Source organism: Niameybacter sp. (assembly GCF_036655075.1).
Classification (GTDB): domain Bacteria; phylum Bacillota; class Clostridia; order Lachnospirales; family Cellulosilyticaceae; genus Holtiella.
Map to the genome: position 1 here is coordinate 1 of NZ_JAVVQU010000049.1, position 19663 is coordinate 19663.

The window sequence follows — 19663 nt, forward strand, 5'->3', positions numbered from 1 at the left end:
TTGCAGTAACGAATACAGGTAATGTTCCAGCAAATAAGGTAGTCATCACTGACCCGATTCCAAATGGTACCGCATATATACCTGGCTCATTAACTGTTAGTGTACCTTATACAGGAAGTCCAGCAACGGCTATTACTTTAACAAATCCTATAGCTCCAGGTGCAACAGTTCCAATTTCTTTCCAAGTTCAAGTTGTTGCTATACCAAATCCAAATCCAATTAATAATACAGCACTTGTGAACTATGCTTATACAGTTAATCCACAAGATCCAGATGGTGTTACTGGCACTTCTACAAGTAACGTAGTGACAACGATAGTATTCACCTATAATTTTAGTCAACAAATTACAGACATTATTGAATCTGTTGCGCTTGAAGAAGCAGCATTAGCTGCTATAGCAAATGCTGAAGGTGCTAAAATACAAAAATTAGTAGCCACTGCAGGCATTACACCACAGGAACTTTTATGTGTAAATCAGAGTGTAGCAGATATGTTAGATTCTATTTCTATTTTAGAAGCTATACTCAAACAAAAACTTAACACAGTAAATTGTCAGATTTGCCCAACTTGTATGTAAGGTGTTGGATGAAATAAACAAGAGATAAGAAATGAATGGATCAAATAAAGAGGCAGATACTCTATATGGAGTATCTGTCTCTTTTATATTATAATAACGAAAGACCAATAAAGTAGTCCGGATAACTGGACTAAGGAGGAACTATGACCAAGCAAATTAAAATAGACTATTATGATGCATTTCGTTGTATAGCTGATAAGTGTGATTTTAGCTGTTGTCAAGAATGGAGGATTGCGGTAGACGACGAGACACGCAATCAATGGAAAGGGTTAAAACTACAAGCGACTCAAGACGCACAAAGTGAACAGCCTGCATTAACCCTTTATGATTGCCTAGAAAAGGAAGAGGACGGTCATATTATTACATTGAATGCGAATAAGAAGTGCCCGTTCTTGAACGCACAAAAACTGTGTAGATTAGTTCTAGAACTGGGGGAAGATTGTCTATCTGAAACGTGTACAAAGTTTCCAAGACGTATCAATATATTTGAGGATAGAACAGAATATGCTCTAGACTTTGCATGCCCAGCTGTCATTGATTTAATTTACAGTAAGGTAGAGGGTGCGAAGTTGTTGCAAGAGGGAATGGGCAAAGGCGATAGATCCTTATTATTTGCTGTACGTGAAATGATGTTGGTAGTTATGGAGGATGATACTTATTCCCTACCAGAGCGCATGATGATTATTTTCTATGTGTTGCTTGACTTGTTAGACGCGAAGCAGTTAACAAAAGAAAAAGTCAAAAGGTATGAGGATAAAGCGCATCTGAAGCCGTTGGTTGAGGCAATGGGTAAGATGAAGTTTAACGCAGCCTATTCCTTGTGGGAGAGAAATGAGTTGTTCCTGGATGTTGTGCATAACTATCGTAAGCAGAAGTTATATGTAGAGTATCTAGAGCCTATTGCGGTAAGAGCTGAAAGGTTAGAAGAAGCGTACTTGGAAGTTACTATTGGAGAAAAGGTATTGGCATTTGAGCAAGTATTTGAAGCCTATCATAAACTTGTAAAGGACTATGTAATAGCCGAAATCTTCGGAAGTAGTCTACTTCCAGAGATGACACTTACAGATATGGTCATTGCTTTTGAGTGGATTACAATGGAATACGCAACGATGAAACAAGCTATTTTCCTAAGCTGGCTTGAAGATGGGGAAAAGGAACTAGAATACAAGACAGTACGCCATGCTATGATGATTATTTCAAGGGTAACAGGGTATGACCAAGAGGATATAAAAGAATACCTAGAAAATAGTTTTGAAAGTACACTATGGGAATGGGGATACTTAGCACTTGTAGTAGGTAATGGGAGAATTTAAATAAATAAGATTAACTTTCAAATTATATAACTTAGAGAAGAAGGGACGTAATGATAGCGCAATTTAAAAGCAAATTGTATGATGCATCACAGCACTCAAACTATTGCTTATTCCCCTAGTGATTGAACAATTGCTTAACTCCTTTATGGGGATGGCAGACACTATGATGGTGAGCAATGTAGGGAGTGCGGCGATTTCAGCAGTATCGTTGGTAGACTCTATCAATGTACTAGTCATACAAGTTTTTGCAGCCATGGGAATAGGAATTGGACTAATGACAGTAGTAGGTCAATGTATAGGCGCAGGACGTAAGGAAGAGGCGAGGTACTACATCGTTAAGTTAACAGGCTATGCAGATGATAGTTGCCATTAGTATTGTCAAACCGATCTCTTGGGTGCTCTCATTTATCCCAGCCTATGGGATGCGTGCAGCTGGAGATGTCAAGTTCTCTATGATTGTATCCACTCTAACCATGTGGCTTTGTAGAGTAGCACTTTGTATCTATTTATGCCGAGTATGGGGATTTGGCCCAATGGCTGTATGGATTGGAATGTTTGCAGATTGGACGATTCGTGCCATCATCTTTAGCACCAGATTCTTAAGTGGTAAATGGTGTGAAAAAAGCATTGTTTAAGAAATAGATTAAATAAAGTACTACAAAATGTGAAAACATAACCTAGGCTAATTTTGTTGAGACTTTCTTTTGTTATACTAAAGAGAGCATATAACATAAGAGGAGGTTTGTAATGACTGTTATCTACAAACAATTTAAACATATTATTACGGAACAAGTTGAGCGTGAACAAGCATTTTTAGCGGAATATAAAGTGGGTCAACATACTATTGAAAATCCATATATAAAACTTAATCCATATCATATAGCACCACTTACAGCAGTTGTATTATTTGCAACAACTGAGGAGGTTGCCGGACGTGTAACGGTAAAAGGAAAAGAAGCAGCAGGAGACATGAGTTTTGAATTCCCTAAAGCAAAAGAACACGTTGTACAAGTATTAGGACTTTATGAAAACTATGCCAACCAAGTGGTTGTAGAACTTGAAGATGGAAGCACGACAACACTTACTATTCAAACAGAAGCGGCATCAGAAAAAGTAAAAGCACCAACACTTATCAACACAACACCAGAGTACTTAGGCAACAATGTCATCTTCGTATCCCCAACTTCTCCAGCAATGACAGCAGCATATGACTATAAAGGCGATGTACGTTGGTATATCACATTAAACCTTGCTTTTGACCTTAAACGTGCAAAAAATGGTCGTTTACTTGTAGGAACTAACCGTCTTGTCGCACCACCATACCACACAACAGGTCTTTATGAGATAGGGATGATTGGTAAAATCTACAAAGAGTATCGTTTACCAAGTGGTTATCACCATGACCACTTTGAAATGGAAGATGGCAACTTACTCATCCTAACTCAAGACCTTCCAACAGGGACAGTGGAAGATATGTGTGTTCTTGTAGATCGCAAAACAGGTATGATCCTTAAAACTTGGGATTACAAAAAAGTATTACCACAAGATATGGCAGGTTCAGGCAGTCAAGATGCTCATGACTGGTTCCATAACAATGCTGTATGGTACGACAAAAAAACAAATAGCTTAACACTATCTGGTCGTCATCAAGATGCTGTCATCAACTTAGATTATGAAACAGGTGACTTAAACTGGATTATTGGGGACCCAGAAGGCTGGCCACAAGAAATGGTAGACAAATATTTCTTTACACCAGTAGGAGATGGCGCATTCGATTGGCAATATGAACAACATGCATGTGTTGTGTTACCAGACGGCGACATTATGATGTTTGATAATGGACACTTCCGTGCTAAGAAAAAAGAAAACTATGTACCAGCAGATCAAAACTTCTCACGTGGTGTAAGATTCCATATTAATACAGAAGACATGACGATTGAACAAGTGTGGCAATACGGTAAAGAACGTGGAAAAGACTTCTTCTCTACATACATTTCAAATGTAGAATACTATGGTGAAGGTCATTACATGGTTCACTCAGGCGGAATCGGTTCACTTGATGGTGAAACTTGCAACCGCCCACCAGTATCGATTAAAGAAGGTACCGGTGAGGTAGTTTACAAATCTGTTACACTTGAAATCAAAGATGATGAAATCATGTACGAAATGCAATTACCAGCTAACTACTATCGTGCAGAAAAACTTTCATTATACTGTCAAGAAGATGTGCTCACATTTGGAAAAGGTGAATGCTTAGGTTCACTTGGTGTAACAGAACAAATGATGACAGAAGTTCCAGCAGAAGAAGTAAAAGAAGTACCTGATACTTACAATGTAAGAGTTGGGGAAGAAGAAGACCGTATCATCTTAAAAGCAACTTTTGAAAAAGGTCAACTTGTGATGCTTATCTTAGAAGGAGAAGAAAACACATACCGTTACTTCGTTCCAACAACTAAGAGACCATTCCTTGCAATGTGCGTAGGTACATTCCAAGAATCTGACGAACGTGCAGTAGAGTTCCCAGTAAGCAAAGAAGGTTTAGTAGGTAACTTAACAGTTAAATTACTTATTGATGATACACAATACGATACAGGTATGAGTATTCAATGCTCATAAGATCATAAGAACATAAGAAATTGTGGTACATAAAGACCACTTTTATGGAAGATGGATATAACATCGACTACATACGAAAAAGGTCTATGAAACTAGTTTGAAATCTAGTTTCATAGACCTTTTATTGATAAGGAACTTATAAATTTTAATGATACGATAACATTTCACTATATAAATTTTACAGATGAAGATTTTTATAAGTAGGCTTTGTATAAGCTTTGTGTTTGTAGGCAGCTGATAAATTAAATTTATTAGCTACAGTTGCATACATATAAGTTACAGATACAGAGATTAAAGAAGCTGCTAAAATGGAGATTTTGGCTACATTAATGACTGTAGGTGTACTACTAAATGCAATTTCTGATACGAAAATAGACATTGTAAAACCGATTCCCGCAAGGAGTGATACAGAGAAGATAGAACCCCAAGTTGCACCTTCCGGTTTTTCTGTTAAGCCTAATTTAGTAGCAACTGTTGTAAAAAGCATGATACCTAAAGGCTTCCCTACTGCAAGACCTACTACAGTGCCTAATACTAAGGTTGAGGTAGACTTGAAGTCCATAGCACCAGAAAGTACAATAGCTGTATTTACGAGTGCAAATAAAGGTAAGATGAATAAGTTGCATATAGGGCTTAAAACGTGCTCTAATCGATCTGCTGTGGATTCTCTTTGTCCTTGTATGGCTTCACTTGGGATAGTAAGAGCTAAGAGGACACCACTGATAGTAGCATGTACACCACTGAAGTAAATAAACAACCACATAACTAAGCCGACTGCTAAATAAGGTGCTATATGATTAACTTTATAACGTTTGTTCATCAAAGCAAGAAGACCTACTAAAATGAAGGCAATCATTAAATAAGTAAAGTTAATATCAGAAGAATATAACACACCTATAACTAAAATAGAAATAAGATCATCCACAACAGCTAAAGAAAGTAAAAAGATTTTAAGTGAAGGATCAAATTTATTTTTAAGAAGCATAAAAATACCTACTGCAAAAGCAATATCTGTAGAAATAGGTACGCCTATACCACGTACAAAAGGTGTGCCAAGATTAAATAGTGTAAAAATAATTGCTGGAACAATAACGCCACCTAATGCTGCAATAATAGGAAAGGAAGCTTTTTTAAAACTACATAGATGCCCATGTAAGACCTCATGTTTAATCTCTAACCCAACAGCTAGGAAAAAGATCGCCATTAAGAAGTCATTAACAATCATATGTAGATTAAAGTTTCCAAAGATGTCCACATCACTCAGTAAGTGATGATAAAAATTCCCAAGAGGACTATTTGCTAAAAGTAAGGAAAGAAGTGTTGCTGATATAAGAAGTAGGCCTGGGAAACACCTCAGACTGAGTGATGCTTTTTAGAGTGTAATGTTTCGTATTATTTTTCATGATGTAAGTCCCTTCTAGTTGTTAAGATGTAAGATGTCACAGTAAGAGATACTACTCCTATCAAAACTTAAAGTCAACAAAAAAACAAATAAAAGATAGTTCTTATTTTTGTAAATAATTAAGACGTAAGAGAAAAAAGAATTAAAATTAATTCTAAAAACTATACAATAAGAGCAATAGATCTCAGGTGATATAAAAAGAGCTTGATAATATTGAAAAAAGAGATATAAAAATAAAAAAGATTTAATGTGAAATTTTATTTAATGAATAATTTCATAAGGATAAAGTTAATAGAAGGAATAAAATAAAATGCAATAAAGTGAATTGACGTTCATATAAAATAAAGACACCTAGAAAAAAGTATAATCTACTACTTTTTTCTAGGTGTCTTTATTTTAAAGATTATTTGAGTAAGGATAAGAGCATTCTAGGACCTTGGTGATAAGGTATGAAAAAAAAATAGTTTGGCATACTATCTGGGAATAATTTGAATAATAAAAGGAGTGTCATTTAATGAAAAAACAATTTATAGCGCTCTTACTTGTTGTAATGAGTATAGTCTATACAGTTCCTGCTATGGGGGCACAGGAACAAGAAAAGGCGGATTCTTGTGTAGGGCAGGCAGTAGATACGTGTTCAAGCAGTATGATTACTATAGCCTATACGCAGTTAGATGAAGTGATTAAAGATAAAATGGGAATTCCTATGCTTACGGTTCAAGGTAATACGCCTACAGTAACTATAGGTGCTCATAAGAAAGTAAGTTCTCGTATTAATGCTTTCTATAAAAAGAAAGTGAAAGAGCTTAAAGTTCAAGAAAAAGAATATACCAAGATGGCAGGAGAAGATTATAACCAAAGAACTCAAGATGAGAAAAAGTATTGGGAAGGTTATGGACTTGGGAGAACCTACTCACAAGGTAGAGTAGATGAAAAAGTGATGAGCATCATAGAAAATAATTATGAGTATACAGGTGGTGCTCATCCTAATGCCACTCGGGTTGCACAAACCTTTAGTACACAAACGGGAAAACAATTGACTTTAGGAGACGTGTTGACGGATGAAGCTAAAGCTGACGAATTTATTAATGGATTCATTCTTCAAGAAACTAAAAAATATGAGTACAAAGATTATTTTTTTGAAGACTATCAACAGCATATTAAGGAGCTCTTAACAGAAAATACATGGTACTTATCAGATGAGGGTTTTGTCATTATTAGTAATGAATATATCATCTCACCTCATGTAGTAGGTATATTAGAGTTTACGATCCCCTATGACCAATTTCAATATCTTAAACCAGAATATAGACCTCAATAACTTTTGAATGCAATGGTGGGGTAGCTTATAACCCTACAGCGCTCAAATAAAATCTTGATATACCCTAGAGGAGGTATCTTTGAAGACATATCTTGCTGATATCTCCAAAATCTAGGCAAAATTGTAGTTTGTTTACTGTTAATGAATATATAAAAATATAAAATAAAACATTGTTTTAAAAGTATAAAATGCGACTAAAAAATGCCTAAAAACAGATATATTGCTTGGAAAATATAGAGTTAAATAAAAGTTTAAAAATAGTGATAATTATAAAGTAAAAACAATGTTTCACTATATGGTTTAATATAAAACATTGTTTTTAAACTTATAGTTTTTCTTAGGAATAGATTACAAAATAAGGTCATAATGATGTGGATTGTGGATTTGTGTATATAAATGTGTATAATTATATAAAAATTGAAGTTAAATATAAAGTTATACACAAGTTACATATAAATAGCGGATAAAACTAAAGTGAAACGATTGGCTTTGAAGCCTTTGACACAGAAAGAGAAACTTTGGTAAAGGCTCGTGTCCTTCTTAAAAAGGCTGCAAAACCATCTGAAGATCTAGAAGCAGAATATATAGCGGTATCAAGTGATAGGAAAAATTGGAGATAAAATGTATGCTTTTGTAGGTCTTGAAAGAATTGGTGGCATTATGGTGTATGATATTACCAATCCGAAAGCTGTGAACTATCAAAGTTATATCAATACAAGAGACTTTAGTGGTTCTCTCTTAGGAGACTGTGCGCCAGAAGGCTTAGAGTTTATTACAAAAGAACAAAGTCCAACAGGTGAAACTATTTTACTTGTAGCCAATGAAGTAAGTGGTACAGTGAGTGTGTTAGAAGTAAAGTAAGCAGACGTACTGAGGCTAATAGGCCCAGTAATAGGGTGCTAAGTGTTACCATCAAAAGATATATATATAACTAAAAAGTGCTACGCAAACTTACTAGAGTAGGTTTGCGTAGCACTTTTAGTTATAATATTATTTTTTGAAAATCCCAAATGGTTTTCCTACTGGTAAGAATACACGACCGAAGTGTGTATTAAGTACTGCAGCCCCACATCCGTAGAAGGATACAAGTGCGATTGCAAGTTCAGCGTAAGCTGCTAATTGATGCATACCATGTTCCATAATACCGAATGATGAGAATGCTAAACCAATGAACAAGAAATCAATAAGGACAAAGATAGTGAATAATACTTTGTGTGTTTCCATTGCGCCGATTGTCATGAAGATTGTGAAGATCAGGTAGCCTAAGAAAGCGAAACCTAATTGTTTTCCATCTGCACCAGCTGCTAATGTTTCGCCAAATACACCATTTTGGATTAACCATGTGAAGCCCATTGCATACCAGAAGAATGCGTAAGCACCGAATGCTGTTGCACCAAAAGTGTTATTGTGTTTGAAATCGTTAATACATGCCATAAGCTGTGCAGATGCACCAAGGAAGATAGCCCATGGTAATACAAGTGATACACCAGATGTAAGTCCTAATTTTTGTGAAGATGCAACTAATGTAACAATAGCAAGGCCGAAAAGACCTAATGCAGAAGGGTCTGCAACAATTACTTTAACTTTAGTTTCGTTCATACTAGTCTCCTAACAAGTTATTTATAATATCCGTTAATAAGTCAACAGTAGTTAAAATAACAAAATTTATGTCTATTGTCAATTTAAAATATTAACCTATTTTATGAAACATATTATAAAATAGACTCTATTAAGTTTCAAGGAGGTAGAAATAAAGGGAAATAAGTGGTATAAGCATGAAGTAGTTGGTTTTTTAATAGCATGTATTTTATGGTATAATAAGGGCAATAAATAGTGTAAACAAATAATAATTTACAATAAGAAGGATGACATTATGAGACGAGAAACACCGATAAAAATTAAAGACAATGAGGCAAAGGCGATTAGAAGAGGTAATCCACTTATTGCCAAAGAAGCCATTATCAATAGCAATCAGCTGAAAGAAGACGTTGTTTTAGTGAATTTATATGATGAGAAAAATAACTTCCTTGCAAAAGGGTATTATGGCAAACAAAATAAAGGTTATGGTTGGGTCCTTTCTTATAAAGAAAATGAAGTGATTGATGCAGCTTTTTTTGAACGTCAATTAGCGAAGGCGCTTGAATTTAGAAAACCACTTTATGAAGATGATTCAACAACGGCATTCCGCGTGTTTAATGGCGAAGGGGATGGTATAGGGGGACTAATCATTGATTATTATGAGGGTTGCTATGTAGTGAGTTGGTATAATGAAGGGATTTATACGTTTAAAGAGATGATTATAGAAATGCTTATTAAGGTAGGTAATCCAAAAGCAATCTATCAAAAGAAACGTTTCAATGAAGGTGGACAATATATAGAAGAAAATGACTTCGTTTGGGGCGTGGAACCAGCGTTTCCACTGATTGTAAAAGAAAACAATGTAAACTTTGCTGTTTACTTAAATGATGGGGCCATGGTTGGTGTGTTTTTAGACCAACGTCATGTTAGAAAGCTGATTCGAGATAAATATGCCAAAGGCAAACGTGTGCTTAATACTTTTTCCTATACAGGTGCATTTTCTATCTTTGCTGCACTTGGAGGTGGACAGACAACTAGTGTAGACTTAGCCAATAGAAGTTTAAGCAAAACAAGAGAACAATTTGAGGTCAATGGAATCGACCATACAGAACACCATATTATAGTAGAAGATGTATTTAAATACTTTAAGTATGCAGTTAAAAAGCAATTAAAATTTGATATGGTTATTTTAGACCCACCAAGTTTTGCAAGATCTAAAAAGTTTACCTTTAGTGCTTCAAAGGATTATAAAAATTTATTAAAAGAGGCCATTGCCATTACGGAAAAAGATGGGATCATTGTAGCTTCGACAAACTGTAATTTGTTTGATATGAATAAGTTCAAAGAATTCATTCGTCAAGCCTTTAAAGAAAGTGAAGTAGGGTACGACTTATTAGAAGAATTTACTTTGCCAGAAGACTTCAAGACTTTAGAGACTTTCAAAGAAGGTAATTATCTTAAAGTAGTATTCATTAAAAGACACTAAAAAGATACACAATAGTTATAGAAAGTCTAGGCCAAAGTGTACGCACATGGTTTATATTAGAAGTGGTAGATATAGAAATGTGACACAGTTACAGAAGCTTTCATATGTAGGTGATATCCTATTAACTATAAAATAATGAGTTGAGTTAGGGGTGTACAGATGAAAGAGCAGCGTAAAAGAAAGTGTGCAGGAGTAGATACCACTTATTGTGTAGCCTGTGGAGTGTGTATGAGAACATGCCCAGTTGGAGCCATATCCATTCCAAAAGGTATTTATGCCCAAGTGAATCCAAAGCAATGTATAGGATGTACAAAGTGTACTAAAGTATGTCCAGCCTCAACTATTCATATGGAGGAGGTAGAACAAAGTGAAAAATAATAAGAAGCATTGGTGGGAATACCTCTGGATAGGGACAAGTATTTATTTTGTCTTAGGATTTTTCAATATTTTATTTGGATGGTTGGGCCTTGTTTGTTTTTTAACGCCATTAATGATTTCTATCTTCAAGGGGAACAAATCATATTGTCATCATTACTGTGGCAGAGGGCAACTTTTGGAATTGTTAGATAAAAAATTAAAGATATCTAGAAATAAGCCCATGCCTACATGGCTAAAGCATAAGTATTTTAGATATGGATTTTTAGTATTTTTTATGGGGATGTTTATGAGTATGTTGTTCAATACATACCTTGTCTTTCAAGGTACCCAGTCTTTACAGGAAGTTTTAACTTTATTATGGAGCATTAAAGTGCCATGGCATTTAAGTGACATGAGCCACATCACACCATGGGTTGCTCAGTTTGCATTTGGATTTTATAGTTTGATGCTAACTTCTCTTATTTTGAGTATTATTACGCTAGTTTTATATAAGCCTAGAGCTTGGTGTATTTACTGTCCAATGGGAACTATGACACAACTCATATGTAAAGGGAAAAACAGGTGAGATAACAAGATTCATTAAATTATTTGGAATGGATTTAAGAAATATAGACGAATTTTACTACAACTCATAAATGAATGAAACATTAATGTTGTCAAATCAACTTATTAGGTATATGGATTAGAAAATGACTGCTTTATGTATTGGGATATCTTATATATTCTAGGAATAGAGCATAAAAAAGCTGATATTAGTGAATAACAAGAATATAAACGATCATTTAAGGAGGCACAAAAAGATGTATGACTTAGAAGATGATGGTTTACCTCTTGGACTTTCTATGCAACTTGCCCAAGATCCAGATGCAATGAGTTACTTTGCTACATTACCTAAAAGTGAACAAGAGCATTTAATAGAGTATATTAAAGAAGCCAGAACAGGTGATGAAGCAAAAAAACGTATTGATGAAGTTATAGAGCTTTGTCAAAAAAGAGAAAAATTTTATTAAGTAGTTACTTAGGTAACTGCTTTTTTTTATAATTTTTTATGCTGAAGAAAGTAAAAGAATAAGGTTTTAATATTTACTAATAAATAAAAATATTATATAGTTTAAATATAATATTAAGCATATAGATAGGGGAGAAGATACAGATGAAAAAACACTTGGGCTGGATGTTAGGAATATGCGTATTTTTTTGTATGCCTTTAATAAGCTTTGCAGAAATGATGCATATCTTTATATCCCCGGTAGAAGGCATCCATACATTGTTAGCACCTTTTGGTGAAAATAGAGGTGGATATGCCCATGAGGGGGTAGATATTGAGGTATCTATGTGGACGCCGTTATATGCGGTAGAAGCAGGAATTGTTACGAAGGCTGCCCCAGATTCAAAAGGCATAGAAAATGGTGGGGGTCAAATGATATTTATTAATCATGGACAAGGTGTTGAATCTCGTTATATGCATCTTGGTGCCTATGCAGTAAGTGTTGGAGATCGAGTGGAAAAAGGTGATCTCATTGGATTTTCAGGGGACAGTGGAGATGCAACAAAGCCACTTTTACACTACGAACTAAGAATAGATCAAATACCTGTTGATCCAATCTTTATGTTTAAGACAGCCGAAGATATTATACAAGAGCCAATGCAAACGTTAATGCCAGCAATGCCCATTGAAGCTGAATCTTTTTTAATAGCTCAGACATAAGGCAGAAAACGTAGAGGGATTGTTATATAATTGATAGTTATACGCGCGTGCCAAATAGAAGGTCTATGAAACTAGAAATTTAAGCTAGTTTCATAGACCTTCTATTGTTTAGTAGATGGGGCTAATAAAGCAGTAAGAAAAGTTGCCAAAGAAGATGTTGTAACTGGAAGACCTAGGGGGAAAGTACATTTATCTTTGGGAGAGAAATGAAAGTGTGGGAGTTGTAGGCATAATAGATGGTCACGCATCCCTTTGAATCCTGGACAACCATGAGTCCAATTATTTATAAAGCTATTATAAAGGGATGTAGCTGGAAATAGGTTTGAAAAGTTACTTGCAGCAAATAAGGTGGTGGGTAAATCACAGGCAGTAAAAAAAGTATTTAAGGTATAGAGTGGAAGCTTTAGTGTATTTTGATAATAAGTATTTACTTGAGTGCCTTGTGTTAAGAGGTCAATAGCACGTCTGTTTTCATTTTGATATCTTGTTGTATTAATGGCGAGGGAAGTAAGTCCAGTTGTTTGGGTGCACGTATCAGATTCGGTAAATTGGTTACCATGAGTACTGGAACAATTTTTATTAAGTGTATCACTGTTACCTTTGGAGGTCGTGCCGTTATTATTTTGATTGATGCCTAAAAGTTCAAGTTTAGTAGTATTGAGAGTAAGTGCCTGAGTGCATGAAGCAGAACAGTTATTGACAGCTGTTGTTGTTTCTCCTTCGGTGCAACTACTACTTTGGTTTTTATTCGTATTATGCGTGCTGGTATTGGAAGAAGAATCGGTACAATGATGATGTGTGGTGCACTCATAATTTCTAAAAGGGGTAAGGGCTGTAATAAGTGATTCTACTTCGGAGGAATCTTGATAATAAGTGGTTGCACATAAAGGCGTAGCTAAGAAAAAAAGTGTGACGCATTGATGCTTGATAGTATTTAAAAATGTACTAAAAGGGCTAGATGAAATTTGAGTTAAATCTGGAATAAAGGTAAGTGAGGTAATAGCGCATATTTCATCGTGTAAAAAACAAGGTGAGTAAAGGGATGTTAGCTTATGATCTAAGGAGGCTTCTACTAAAAGGGTTGCACAATCAGTAGTAGGATAAGACTGTGTACCTATGTAGAAGTTAACTTGTTCAGGGGTAACATCTATAATGAGTGAGAATGTAGCACATAAATAATAAAGGCTAAGGAGTAAAGCGTGTAGAGTAGCAAAATCATATGTATTTTCTGTAGAGGGAATGGAAAGCTTAAAGAAATAGGGAAGACTACAATCAGATAAAGCGTGAGCTGGGACAGGGAAAGTATTTTGTAATCCACAAAAATAAGTTTTATAAAAACAAGATTCGCTTCTTATAAAAAGCTCTTCTAACTTTTTGCCTTCGCATAATTCAGACATTACAATACCTCCTTTTTATACTTTTATAAATATATGCAAGGAGGAAAGGGAAGTAGCACTGTATAGAGCAATGAATCCAAAGGGGGGGCATTAGAGGATATGAAAAAGGAGTAGATTACTATAAAATATAAAATATATTATCTTGAAATATAGTTATTATTGAACAAAAATAGTTTATAATATAGATATTAATTTAACATATTGAATAAATGTTGAGGAGTGAAGGGAGTGTTTTTATGGGTGTAGCTACGACTATTGCATGTGTGCCTGTTGGTGAAATAGGGGAAGAACAGCGTTCAAGTAGAAATTTTGGTGTGAATCAATTGCCACCAGATAAGCATTTAGTTTGGCATATTATTTCTCAAGTAGGCGATACTGGGATTAGTTTTGATGTTAAACAAAAAGGCCCATCTGGTGCCAATGTCTTAAAGTATGAGCATATTACGGATGGAATGATCACAGATTATGAAGCACTCAGAAATCTTTATATTTCTAATCCGCAGCACGCTACTGGACATTTTATGGTGAGAGTAGAATCTTGTGAATAAGTAATTAATAGATAGGATAAGTTTAAAAGACTTATCCTATTTTTTATGAATAAACAATAAAATATAAAGAAGTCATTAATTATATTATTAGAGTATTAAAGTGTAAAATTATAAGTTGGTAAAAATATAATAGGTTTTATTGATAAAAAAATATTTTTCTACTTAAAAATATCGGTAAAATGTTGAAAAATCAAGTAAAATGTAGTAATATGAAGGACACTGATGTAATAGTCATAAGTAGATATTATAGTATAAAAACAGAGCCACACATGTGTGTAGGAAATTCAGTGAAGAAAGTGAGAAATACAATGAAAAAAAGATTATTTCTAGTAGGTTCTCCACCAGCAAGTGGAAAAACTTTTGTCTCAAAAAAATTAGCATCAAAATTAAATAATCCAGTTTATCTTGACAAAGATACGATTATTCCACTTTCAATGGCAGCCTACAAAGCAGCCAATGAACCATACAATAGAGATTCAGCATTCTTCAATACATATTTAAGAGATCCTGAGTACGTAGCTATTCTTGATGTAGCATTTGAATCATTAGAGTTTAACGATAATGTTATTGTAAATGCACCATTTACAAAAGAATTTAACAATGAAACATATGTATCTGAACTTAAAGCAAAACTTGCAGAAGTTGATACAGAACTTGTAATGGTTTGGGTATATTGCGAATTAGAAACCATTCACCAACGTATGATTGAAAGAGCTTCTGATAGAGACACTTGGAAACTTGAAAACTGGGATGAATATGTAAAAACTAAAGATAATAGCAAACCAACTAACAAAGCAGTGGTTGTTATTGAAAATAAAGATGAAGAAAGCGTTGAAAGACAACTTCAAGATGCATTCTTTTAAGCCGTGTAATGTAGAAAAGGTACTAAACTGTAGATAAGTCTAGTACCTTTTTTTGTGTTTTTAGGCTGTATAGATTTAACCAAACAAAAGAACGAGTAAAAAAATGAGTGTAACAAACCAAGAGATATAAATCATCCACTGACTTCCAAAATCACTGCAAGGATGATTGCAATAAGGGCAAAAATGGCTGTCAGGTTCTATGTGTTTGCTACAATGGACACAATTCATAGAGATGCCTCCTCTGCTTCTAGAAGTTGTATAGTATGTATAGCTTTTTCTAAATGCCTTTTAAGGAGTGTAAAGCCCAAAAAATAGAAGGTACATAAGGCAATAGAAGCAAAAATAAGACCGAGGAAACTTGTTGTAAAGCTATAGAAGCATAGACAAAAGTTCATAAAGGCATGGAAGAAGCTAGAAAAGAAAAGACCTTGTAACAAATACCCCCACTTATAAGTGCTATGCTGAAGATAAAGCATGCAGAAGAAGCCAAAAATAATGCTGTAGAAAAGATGGCAAGGGGTGGACACAAAGTTACGTAAAAAGGCGAGTGCATAGTCCCCATCATAGATATAAGTATAGAGTAGATTTTCTATGGTGGAGAAGATACAACTAGAGAATATAAGATAGAGTACTACATCCTCTTTGTGCCTAAGTTTTTTAAATCTGTGCGTTGCAAGATAGACGGGTATAAATTTGGCTAGCTCTTCAAAAGGTGCAACAGCTAAAAAGTTTTCTCCTAGTAAGTTAGCGAGGCTATGTGGAGGAAATAAAGTATTGATTGGATTTTCTAGGAAAAAACTTAAGATAGATACCAAGATGGTAGCCAAAATTTCATAAAAAAGAATTTTAAAGAGCATTTTATCTAAAGGGAGTGTATATTGGCGATTTCTTAGCAATAGGTAAAGTGTAACGAGGACAAAACTAATAGAAATGATATAGCTCACAAAAAGCACCCCCTCCTTCATCTTATCCACTAATAAATAGGAGTATGACTTTTTTAGATATAGAAGTCACAAAAAATATATTGTTTTGGAGAGACAACATGTTGCTTATGGAGTAGGAGGCAATATGTAGATTAATTTATGAAATAAAGAGCTATAAAACTAATTTTTAGTTTTATAGCTCTTTTATTTAGTTGGGATAATAAATATTAATGAGGTGACAACCTTATTTTGAGTGACAGCGGTCACAAGGATCAGTTTTGCTACTTTCAACTTGTGTACCACTTAAAATAGTTTTGCTTTTTGCTAAAGCTGAACAGTCTTTGGTAGTATGATAACTTTTGCCATTAGGTGTCCAGTAAACAGTTGGCGTTTGGACTTGTGGTGTTGTAGGTTTAGCTGTAGGGGTTGGTTTTGTGGAGGAGGTGCTTGTATCTTTGCCTTCCTGGGCACCACGATTATAGCTGCCTATAGGACAATCTGTTTGTAGTCCATTGCCTGTAGAGATAAAGACAATATTGCCACATTCATCTGAACGGTGAACTTCAATTTGTGCTTTTTCTAATTTTTCAATGGTTTCAATATGAGGATGACCATACTTGTTAGGATTACTTGCTAAGATGACAGCATATTCAGGTTGAAGTTTGCTTAAGAAGGCATCGGTGGTGCTACTATGGGAACCATGATGACCGACTTTAAGTAAGTCTACATCTGTCATGTGGTCTAAAATTTCTAATTCTGTTTCTTTTTCGGCGTCTCCAGTAAAGAGGAAGGTATCTTCGCCGTTTGTTAGGCGAAGTACAAGAGAAGCTTCGTTAGTAGTGGAACCACCATTGGTATTAAATACTTCAAAGTAACTATTTTCTAATTTGAATTGCTTACCTTCTAGAGGTACGCTTGGTGTAAGAGCTTTATCCATAGCTGCTTGGATAAAGCTTTGATAAGTTTTGGTTTCTGCATCACCATTGGCTACAAATAAATAGCGAATAGGGAAGTTTTTAATGATACTATCAAGTCCACCAATGTGGTCGGCATGAGGATGAGAAGCCACTACATATTCCAGCTCGGTTACACCTTGTTGTTCAAGATAGTTTACAAGGTCATGGTCATCATCTGTATCTCCACCATCAATAAGCATGGCTTTTTTGCCTTCTTTAATCAAGATGCTATCACTATTGCCTGTATCAATAAAGTGGACTTCAACTACCCCAGTGACTGTGGATGAGGGTGAAGAATTTGCAGGGACACGTGTACAACCTGCTAAAAAGATAAGACTTCCCAAAAGAATAACTTTGGATTTGTATAAGAATAAGTGTTTTTTGTTTAAGCTGCTCATGCTGTACTCCTTGTAGTAAATTGAATGTCACAGTTATCATACCATAAAAGATTACGATGTAGACATAAAAATGAAAAGTGACACAAGGTATAAGAAAAGATAAAGAGAATAAACGTGTCTACTTAGAAAGAGGGGCCTTCCAATTATTTGCAAAACACTTATAATAGAGATGAAGTAAGATAAGGGGAGGAGCAATGATGAGAAAATATTTATGGGGTGTAGTAGGTTTTATATGGATTTGGATAAGCTTGGGAACCTGGGCAAAGTACCCTAGTATAAAAGCGGAAGGTGCTATCCTCATCGAGAGTAAGACGAATACGATTCTTTATGAAAAAAATGCCCATCAACGTCTGTATCCTGCAAGCACGACTAAAATCTTAACGGCGCTACTTATTGAACAATCTTTAGATGAGAAACAAGTGATTACTAAATCTCAAGATAGTGTGAATACTGTGCCTAGAGATAGCAGTCATATTGGGTTGCAAGTAGGAGAGTCTTATACTGTTCAAGAAGGGCTTTATGGGCTTATGGTAGGGTCAGATAACTTTATTGCTCATGATTTAGCAAAGGCAGCTAAAGGGAGTATAGAGGCATTTGCTAACTGGATGAATGAAGAGGCAAAGGCATGTGGTGCTTTAAATACACATTTTACTAACCCACATGGGTATCATGATTCTAACCATTATACAACGGCTTATGACTTAGGAAAGATTGCTCAAAAGGCATTTGCCAATGAGAAGGTTGTAAAATTAGCAGGGACGAGTGACTATACTTTTCATGTAAAGAATAATAACCGTACATTAGAAATTTATAATAAAAACAAAATACTAAGAGAGGGTACGCCCTATTATAATAAAAATGTAGTAGCAGCTAAAACAGGTTATCATAGTGATGCAAAGCAGGCACTAGTAGCTAAGGCTGTTTATGGAGAGATGGAACTGATTGCAGTGGTCATGAAAACAGATAGCCCTGATCAGTATCAAGATATGAATAAACTATTTAAGTATGGTGCAGAAAACTTTAAAGTCCGAGGAACAAAAGGTTCATATCAACTTACAAATCGTACAGCATCACCTTGGGCACAAGACATGGTGTCTATGGGGATGGAACGTAACTGGATGGTAGATAAGGGGCAAAACTACCAGCAGCCTATTGCTGTATCTGAGTTGATCTATATGTTAAATGCGGCATTAAATCCTACAAATCGCATGACGCTCTCACAAGTGGCTACCCTTACAGGCCAAACAGATTTAAAAGAAGGAAATCAGTTAAAACGTGTGCAAGCAGCGGCATTAGTACGAGGGATGTGTGAACAAGAAGGATGGCTACAACCTATTCAGATTATTAATCCGTATATTCCAGATATAGAGCGAGTAAGTGCTTATGAGAAAAGTAATATAGAGTTCATGGTCAAAAGACAATTACTGGGGAATAAAGATGTGGATTTTAGACCTTATGAGTATTTAACTTGGCAAGAAGCTATTGTTATGACTTCAAGAGTCTTGAAATAGAATTATGACTAAAGGCATAAATACGCTATGAAAATGAGTAAGTTAATTCATTTATACACAAAAAAGGTATAAAACTAATGTAAATTTTTAGTTTTATACCTTTTTTATTGAGTGAGCCTAATCAATATTAAAACTGTGATAGGCATATTCTTATTTAAAGAGATTCAGAAAGTGTACACTTAACCGCATCTACATGTCCAGCTACTTTAACTTTACGGTAGATTTTAACTAGTTTACCTGTTTCATCAATGATGAAGGTACTTCTTTCTATACCAATACCTGTACGGCCACACATTGTTTTTTCTTTTAATACGTCATAAAGTTTACATACAACTTCTTCTTTGTCAGATAGAAGTACAAAAGGTAGGCTATACTTATCAATGAATTTAGCATGAGCAGTTAAGGTGTCACGGCTAATCCCTAGAATGACAGTGTTTTCACTGCTAAAATGTTCATATTGGTCGCGGAAGGCTTCAGCTTCTTTAGAACAACCTGGTGTATTATCCTTTGGATAGAAGTAAAGAATTACTTTTTTCCCTAAATAGTCACTTAACTGATGAGCTTGTCCATCTGAACCTGCTAAAGAAAAGTTGGGTGCTTGCATACCTTCTATTAATTGAATTGTTTCCATAGATAACCTCCGAGTAGATTTATTTATATAATAATTATTATTATATAAATAAATCT

General features: G+C 34.9%; 21 protein-coding genes and 1 pseudogene. 15 read left to right on the top strand and 7 right to left on the bottom strand.

What is annotated here, in order from left to right; all coding sequences use genetic code 11:
• The 5 genes and pseudogenes from RRY75_RS11800 to RRY75_RS11820 form a co-directional block, all read left to right on the top strand.
• Nucleotides 1-578: pseudogene (locus tag RRY75_RS11800) on the top strand (hypothetical protein); the annotation flags it as partial.
• Between the two features lie 143 nt (nt 579-721).
• Nucleotides 722-1891 (top strand): flagellin lysine-N-methylase, encoded by a 1170-nt coding sequence (fliB, locus tag RRY75_RS11805; RefSeq protein WP_332493559.1) that lies wholly within the window; start codon nt 722-724, stop codon nt 1889-1891.
• Between the two features lie 151 nt (nt 1892-2042).
• Nucleotides 2043-2264 (top strand): MATE family efflux transporter, encoded by a 222-nt coding sequence (locus RRY75_RS14295; RefSeq protein ID WP_442935441.1) that lies wholly within the window; start codon nt 2043-2045, stop codon nt 2262-2264.
• Nucleotides 2248-2526 (top strand): hypothetical protein, encoded by a 279-nt coding sequence (locus tag RRY75_RS14300; RefSeq protein ID WP_332528802.1) that lies wholly within the window; start codon nt 2248-2250, stop codon nt 2524-2526. The genes RRY75_RS14295 and RRY75_RS14300 overlap by 17 nt, the downstream gene beginning before the upstream one ends.
• A gap of 112 nt (nt 2527-2638) precedes the next feature.
• Nucleotides 2639-4507: an aryl-sulfate sulfotransferase gene (locus RRY75_RS11820; RefSeq protein WP_332493562.1), complete on the top strand. Its 1869-nt coding sequence runs from the start codon at nt 2639-2641 to the stop codon at nt 4505-4507.
• Nucleotides 4508-4685: 178 nt separating this feature from the next.
• On the opposite strand, the gene nhaA is transcribed toward RRY75_RS11820, so the two are convergent.
• Complete coding sequence (gene nhaA / locus RRY75_RS11825) at nt 4686-5864, bottom strand: Na+/H+ antiporter NhaA (protein ID WP_332493584.1); 1179 nt, start codon at nt 5862-5864, stop codon at nt 4686-4688.
• Between the two features lie 559 nt (nt 5865-6423).
• Here nhaA and RRY75_RS11830 point away from each other — a divergent pair.
• Both RRY75_RS11830 and RRY75_RS11835 read left to right on the top strand, forming a co-directional pair.
• Nucleotides 6424-7230: a DUF3298 and DUF4163 domain-containing protein gene (locus RRY75_RS11830; protein ID WP_332493563.1), complete on the top strand. Its 807-nt coding sequence runs from the start codon at nt 6424-6426 to the stop codon at nt 7228-7230.
• Between the two features lie 597 nt (nt 7231-7827).
• A complete protein-coding gene (locus RRY75_RS11835) occupies nt 7828-8091 on the top strand; it encodes a choice-of-anchor I domain-containing protein (protein WP_332527338.1) in 264 nt (87 codons plus the stop codon).
• Nucleotides 8092-8220: 129 nt separating this feature from the next.
• Here the strand turns inward: RRY75_RS11835 and RRY75_RS11840 are convergent, their stop codons facing one another.
• On the bottom strand, nt 8221-8829 hold the full coding sequence (locus RRY75_RS11840; protein ID WP_332493565.1) for an acetate uptake transporter: 609 nt from the start codon (nt 8827-8829) through the stop codon (nt 8221-8223).
• A 274-nt stretch (nt 8830-9103) separates the two neighbouring features.
• Here RRY75_RS11840 and RRY75_RS11845 point away from each other — a divergent pair, with 274 nt between their 5' ends.
• The 5 genes from RRY75_RS11845 (at nt 9104) to RRY75_RS11865 (ending at nt 12380) form a co-directional block, all read left to right on the top strand.
• Nucleotides 9104-10294, top strand: coding sequence for a class I SAM-dependent rRNA methyltransferase (locus RRY75_RS11845; protein WP_332527339.1), 1191 nt, complete (start codon nt 9104-9106; stop codon nt 10292-10294).
• 159 nt (nt 10295-10453) lie between these two features.
• Nucleotides 10454-10672 carry a 4Fe-4S dicluster domain-containing protein gene (locus RRY75_RS11850; RefSeq protein ID WP_332493568.1) on the top strand — a complete coding sequence of 73 codons (219 nt, stop codon included), beginning with the start codon at nt 10454-10456 and terminating at the stop codon, nt 10670-10672.
• Entirely contained in the window at nt 10662-11237 is a 576-nt protein-coding gene (locus RRY75_RS11855) for a 4Fe-4S binding protein (protein ID WP_332493570.1), read from the top strand. The genes RRY75_RS11850 and RRY75_RS11855 overlap by 11 nt, the downstream gene beginning before the upstream one ends.
• A gap of 235 nt (nt 11238-11472) precedes the next feature.
• Nucleotides 11473-11682 carry a YdeI/OmpD-associated family protein gene (locus tag RRY75_RS11860; protein WP_332493572.1) on the top strand — a complete coding sequence of 70 codons (210 nt, stop codon included), beginning with the start codon at nt 11473-11475 and terminating at the stop codon, nt 11680-11682.
• A 143-nt stretch (nt 11683-11825) separates the two neighbouring features.
• Nucleotides 11826-12380 carry a M23 family metallopeptidase gene (locus tag RRY75_RS11865; protein ID WP_332527340.1) on the top strand — a complete coding sequence of 185 codons (555 nt, stop codon included), beginning with the start codon at nt 11826-11828 and terminating at the stop codon, nt 12378-12380.
• Between the two features lie 101 nt (nt 12381-12481).
• Here RRY75_RS11865 and RRY75_RS11870 read toward each other — a convergent pair whose 3' ends face one another.
• Nucleotides 12482-13777: a hypothetical protein gene (locus tag RRY75_RS11870; RefSeq protein WP_332493574.1), complete on the bottom strand. Its 1296-nt coding sequence runs from the start codon at nt 13775-13777 to the stop codon at nt 12482-12484.
• A 236-nt stretch (nt 13778-14013) separates the two neighbouring features.
• On the opposite strand from RRY75_RS11870, the gene RRY75_RS11875 reads away from it, so the two are divergent.
• Both RRY75_RS11875 and RRY75_RS11880 read left to right on the top strand, forming a co-directional pair.
• Nucleotides 14014-14325, top strand: coding sequence for a hypothetical protein (locus RRY75_RS11875; protein ID WP_332527341.1), 312 nt, complete (start codon nt 14014-14016; stop codon nt 14323-14325).
• Between the two features lie 308 nt (nt 14326-14633).
• Nucleotides 14634-15188, top strand: a complete 555-nt coding sequence (locus tag RRY75_RS11880; RefSeq protein WP_332493577.1) for an AAA family ATPase — start codon at nt 14634-14636, stop codon at nt 15186-15188.
• Nucleotides 15189-15263: 75 nt separating this feature from the next.
• On the opposite strand, the gene RRY75_RS11885 is transcribed toward RRY75_RS11880, so the two are convergent.
• From RRY75_RS11885 to RRY75_RS11895, 3 genes are all read right to left on the bottom strand, one after another.
• Complete coding sequence (locus tag RRY75_RS11885; RefSeq protein WP_332493578.1) at nt 15264-15416, bottom strand: hypothetical protein; 153 nt, start codon at nt 15414-15416, stop codon at nt 15264-15266.
• A complete protein-coding gene (locus tag RRY75_RS11890; RefSeq protein WP_332493579.1) occupies nt 15413-16132 on the bottom strand; it encodes a PrsW family glutamic-type intramembrane protease in 720 nt (239 codons plus the stop codon). The genes RRY75_RS11885 and RRY75_RS11890 overlap by 4 nt, the downstream gene beginning before the upstream one ends.
• Before the next feature lie 223 nt (nt 16133-16355).
• On the bottom strand, nt 16356-17465 hold the full coding sequence (locus RRY75_RS11895) for a ComEC/Rec2 family competence protein (protein ID WP_332493580.1): 1110 nt from the start codon (nt 17463-17465) through the stop codon (nt 16356-16358).
• A 197-nt stretch (nt 17466-17662) separates the two neighbouring features.
• On the opposite strand from RRY75_RS11895, the gene RRY75_RS11900 reads away from it, so the two are divergent.
• Nucleotides 17663-18976 (top strand): D-alanyl-D-alanine carboxypeptidase family protein, encoded by a 1314-nt coding sequence (locus RRY75_RS11900; protein ID WP_332528731.1) that lies wholly within the window; start codon nt 17663-17665, stop codon nt 18974-18976.
• A 154-nt stretch (nt 18977-19130) separates the two neighbouring features.
• Here the strand turns inward: RRY75_RS11900 and RRY75_RS11905 are convergent, their stop codons facing one another.
• Nucleotides 19131-19607 carry a peroxiredoxin gene (locus RRY75_RS11905; RefSeq protein WP_332527343.1) on the bottom strand — a complete coding sequence of 159 codons (477 nt, stop codon included), beginning with the start codon at nt 19605-19607 and terminating at the stop codon, nt 19131-19133.
• Between the last annotated feature and the right edge of the window lie 56 nt (nt 19608-19663).